Annotated in this window: 5 protein-coding genes; 4 read left to right on the forward strand and 1 reads right to left on the reverse strand. The window is 71.1% G+C overall.

The window, feature by feature from the left end; all coding sequences use genetic code 11:
* The first annotated feature begins 46 nt into the window (after nt 1–46).
* From QZ753_RS13630 to QZ753_RS13645, 4 genes are read left to right on the forward strand one after another with little or no spacing between them, the layout of a single operon-like run.
* Nucleotides 47–1,084 (forward strand): ABC transporter ATP-binding protein, encoded by a 1,038-nt coding sequence (locus QZ753_RS13630; RefSeq protein ID WP_294644327.1) that lies wholly within the window; start codon nt 47–49, stop codon nt 1,082–1,084.
* Entirely contained in the window at nt 1,081–1,941 is an 861-nt protein-coding gene (locus tag QZ753_RS13635) for an ABC transporter permease (protein ID WP_294644329.1), read from the forward strand. Before QZ753_RS13630 ends, QZ753_RS13635 begins: the two co-directional genes overlap by 4 nt.
* Nucleotides 1,938–2,720, forward strand: a complete 783-nt coding sequence (locus QZ753_RS13640; protein WP_294644330.1) for an ABC transporter permease — start codon at nt 1,938–1,940, stop codon at nt 2,718–2,720. Before QZ753_RS13635 ends, QZ753_RS13640 begins: the two co-directional genes overlap by 4 nt.
* The gene (locus tag QZ753_RS13645) at nt 2,720–3,505 is read left to right on the forward strand and encodes a nitrilase-related carbon-nitrogen hydrolase (protein ID WP_294644331.1); all 786 of its coding nucleotides are present in this window, start codon (nt 2,720–2,722) and stop codon (nt 3,503–3,505) included. The genes QZ753_RS13640 and QZ753_RS13645 overlap by 1 nt, the downstream gene beginning before the upstream one ends.
* Here the strand turns inward: QZ753_RS13645 and QZ753_RS13650 are convergent.
* Nucleotides 3,472–4,065, reverse strand: a 594-nt coding sequence (locus tag QZ753_RS13650) for an amidohydrolase (protein WP_294644332.1), incomplete at its 5' end; no start/stop codon positions are given. The genes QZ753_RS13645 and QZ753_RS13650 overlap by 34 nt on opposite strands.

Below are 4,065 nucleotides of genomic sequence, written 5' to 3' on the forward strand. Positions count from 1 at the left end.
GAGCGTCCAGCGCCCGCCTCACCCCGTCTCAGGAGTTTTCCAGCCCATGACAGCACTCGTGCTCTCCGGCGTGACGAAGCGCTACGGCGCGGCGACCGCCGTGGACGCCGTCGACCTCACGATCCCGGAGGGCACGTTCGTGTGTCTTCTGGGGCCGTCGGGCTGCGGCAAGACCACGCTGATGCGCATGATCGCCGGGCTGGAGACGCCGACCGCCGGCGACATCCGCTTCGGGTCGGAGACGATCACCCATGTCCCCGTCCACAAGCGGGGCTTCGGCATGGTGTTCCAGTCGCTGGCGCTGTTCCCGCACCTGACGGTGGGCGACAACATCGCCTACCCCTTGCGCCTCAGGGGGACCGGCCGCGGCGCGGCGGAGGCGCGCGTGCGCGAGCTTCTCGATCTCGTGCGCCTGCCCGGCGTCGAGGGGCGGGCGATCACGCAGCTATCGGGCGGCCAGCGCCAGCGCGTGGCGATCGCCCGCGCGCTCGCCGTCGCGCCGCGCCTCTTCCTCCTCGACGAGCCGCTGTCGGCGCTCGACGCCAAACTGCGCGAGGCGATGCAGGTGGAACTGCGCCTCCTGCAGGAGCGGCTCGGCATCACCACGATCGTCGTCACCCACGATCAGCGCGAGGCGATGACCATGGCCGACCGGGTCGTCGTCATGCAGAACGGCCGGGTGCTGCAGATGGACCGGCCGATCGAGGTCTATCGCCGACCGGCGACGCCCTTCGTCGCCGACTTCCTCGGCCAGACCAACCTCTTGGAAGCGCGCCGCGAGGCCGGCGGCGCGCGCCTTGCGTCGGGCGCCCTCCTGCCGGGTCTCGCCCTGTCGGGCGAGGCCGCGCTCCTGTCGGTGCGGCCCGAGGACGTCGTCCTCATGCCCGAGGGCGACGGGCCGATCGCAGCCCGGGTCGAGTTCGTGCGCGACATGGGCTCGGCGGTCGAGATCTACCTGCGCTCGGGCGACGCCCGCATCATCGCGCACCGCGAGGCCGGCGCCGACGTGCCGCCCGCCGGCACGCCCGTGTCGCTGGCGCTGAAGCCCGGCGCCGCCACTGTCTTTCCCGCCGGGGCCGCATGAGCGCGGCGACGTCCCGCCCCGCCGGCGGTCAGGGCGCCCTCGTCTTTCCCGGCCTGATGCTCGGCGCCTTCTTCGTCGTGCCGTTCGGGCTGATGATCGCCGTCTCGTTCTTCCAGCGCGTCCAGGGCGGCTTCTACGAGCCGGTTCTCACCTCCGACAACTACGCGCGCTTCCTGTCGCTCTTCTTCGGCGAGATCCTCCTCTTCTCGCTCGGCCTGTCGGCGCTGGTGGCGCTGATCTGCCTCGTGGTCGGCGCACCCTTCACCTATCTCCTGTCGCGCCTGCCCCGGCGCGCGCAGGTGCCCTGGCTCGTCGCGCTGCTTGCCGTCCTGTCCCTGTCCGAGGTGATCATCGGCTTTTCCTGGTCGACGCTCCTGTCGCGCACGGCCGGCATCTCCAACCTCCTCGTCGCGATCGGCCTGATGAAGACGCCCGCCGCCTTCACGCCGAGCTTTGCCGCCGTCCTTCTCGGCATGTCCTACCAGGCGCTGCCCTACTGCGTGCTGGTGCTCTATCCGTCCTTCTCGCGCCTCGACCCCTCGCTTGGGGAAGCCGCCGAAACGCTCGGCGCCTCGCCGGTGCGCGCCTTCCTCACCGTGATCCTGCCGGCGCTGCGCGGGGCGCTGGCCGCGACCTTCGTCGTCGTCTTCGTGTTCGCGCTCGGCTCCTACCTCCTGCCGCAGCTTCTCGGCCGGCCGCAGCACTGGACGCTGTCCGTCCTCATCACCGACCAGGCGATCTACCAGTCCAACATGCCGTTCGCCGCGGCGATGGCCGTGTTCCTGGTGCTGGCCAGCATCCTTCTCGTGTCGCTGACGGCGCTGTTCGGCGCGCGCCGCGTCGGGAGCGCGACATGAGCCGCCTGTTCCTGGCGCTGGTCGCCCTCTTCCTCGCCGCGCCCGTCGCGATCATCGCGGGCGTGTCGGTCAACGCGCAGCAGAGCCTCGTCTTCCCGCCGAAGGGCCTGTCGCTGCGCTGGTATCAGGCGATCTTCACCGACCCGGACTGGCGCGGCGCGCTGTTCACGTCCGTTTCCATCGCGGTGCTGGCGGCGGCGCTCGCCGTCCTCATCGCCTTGCCGATCGCCTACGCCCTGTGGCGGCGGGCGACGCTGCCCGGCCGCCTCGTGCAGCTTCTGGGCGTCTCGCCCTTCGTGCTGCCGCCGGTGATCACCGCGCTCGGCGCGCTCGCCTTCTGGTCCACCGTCGGCTTCTACGGCTCGTCCTTCACCGTCGTCGTCAGCCACGCGATCTTCTTTACCAGCCTGCCGCTCGTGACGCTGACGCTCGGCTTCTCCTCGATCGACCGCGAGATCGTCGAGGCGGCGCGGACGATGGGCGCCAGCGAGGCGGCGGTGCGGCGGACGATCGTCCTGCCGATGATCCGGCCCTATCTCGTGTCGGGCTTCGCCTTCGCCTTCGTCCTCTCGCTCAACGAATACATCATCGCCTACATGACGGTGGGCTTCACGATGGAGACCGTGCCGATCAAGATCTTCAACGCGCTGCGCTACGGCTACACCCCGGTGATGGCGTCGATCTCGGTGCTGTTCGTGGCGCTCGCCGCGCTCGTCTTCGGCCTCGTCGCGCGGTTCGGCGACCTGCCGAAGCTGCTCGGCGCTTGGGAGCGCCGCTGATGCGCGTTGCCCTCTTCCAGCTCGATGCGGCGGCGGCTTGCGGCGGCGCGGATGGCCTCCTCGGGATCGACCGGTGCCTCGCCCAGGCACGCGAGGCCGGCGCCGATCTCGCCCACCTGCCCGAACTCGCCCTGCCCGGCTACGGCGCGGGCGCGCAGGCCCTGCAGGCGGAGGCCGAGCGGGCGACGGAGACGATCGCGCGTCTTCAGGCACGGGTCGAGGAGACCCGCGTCGCGCTGGCGCTCGGGCTCCCCGTCGCGGACGGCGCCGTCGTGAGCAACGCCGCCGTGTTCCTTCGGCCTGGCGAGGCGCCGGTCGTCTATGCCAAGCGCTTCCTCTACGGGGACTACGAGCGCGGCGCCTTTTCGCCGGGCACGGCCATCTCCCCGGTCGTCGCCTTCGGAGCCTTCCGGGTCGGGCTCCTCGTCTGCTTCGACGTCGAATTTCCCGAAACCGTCCGGGCGCTGGCGCAGGCCGGCGCGGACCTCGTCCTGGTGCCGACGGCGCTGCCGGAAAGCGAGGGCGCGCGCTTCATCGCCCGCAGCCTCGTGCCGACACGCGCCTTCGAGAACAGCGTGTTCCTGTCCTATGCCGACTGGAGCGGGCAAGACGGAACGTTCGCCTATCAGGGCCTGTCGGTGATCGCCGGGCCGGACGGCGCGGCGCTGGCTCGGGGCAGCGAGGCGCAGGCCGAGATGCTCGTCGCCGACCTCGACCCCGCCGCCTTCGCGGGGCCGCGGGCCGCCAACAACTATCTCGGCGAGCTCGCCGACTCCACGCCGTAGAAGCGCGCGGCGTTGCCGCCGAAAATCTTGCCCATGTCCTCCGGCCCGAAGCGGCGGCCGAGCAGCGCGCGGGCCGCATGGGCGACCTCGCCGTATTCGGCGGCGAGCAATGCAACCGGCCAATCCGAGCCGAACAGGAGACGGTCGGCGCCGAAACATTCGGCGACGTGGTCGACATACGGCGCGAGATCGTCGAGCGCCCAGTCCGGTTTCGCCTCGGTCACCATGCCGGACACCTTGCACGAAACGTTCGGGAAGGCCGCGATGCGGGCGATGTCGGCCCGCCAGGGATCGAGGTCGCCGGCGGCGATCGCCGGCTTCGACAGGTGGTCGACGACGGCCCGGAGGCCCGGCACCGCCTCCAGCGCCCGTGCCACATGGGGCAGATGCTTCGGGAAGGTCAGGATGTCGAAGGCAAGGCCGCTGTCGGCGACGCGGCTAAGGTTGTCGAGGACGCGCGGGCGCAGGATGAAGGCGTCGTCGTCCAGCCCCTGCAGCATCGGCCGCAGCCCGACGAACTTCGGCTGCGCGCGGTAGTGCGCGAGGCGCTCGGCAAAGCC

Source organism: uncultured Aureimonas sp., from assembly GCF_913775355.1.
Classification (GTDB): Bacteria; Pseudomonadota; Alphaproteobacteria; order Rhizobiales; family Rhizobiaceae; genus Aureimonas.

Bases quoted from the DNA above. Each gene is read 5' to 3' on its own strand.
- QZ753_RS13640 (WP_294644330.1), top strand. From the start codon at position 1,938: ATGAGCCGCCTGTTCCTGGCGCTGGTCGCCCTCTTCCTCGCCGCGCCC.
- QZ753_RS13630 (WP_294644327.1), top strand. From the start codon at position 47: ATGACAGCACTCGTGCTCTCCGGCGTGACGAAGCGCTACGGCGCGGCG.
- QZ753_RS13635 (WP_294644329.1), top strand. From the start codon at position 1,081: ATGAGCGCGGCGACGTCCCGCCCCGCCGGCGGTCAGGGCGCCCTCGTC.
- QZ753_RS13645 (WP_294644331.1), top strand. From the start codon at position 2,720: ATGCGCGTTGCCCTCTTCCAGCTCGATGCGGCGGCGGCTTGCGGCGGC.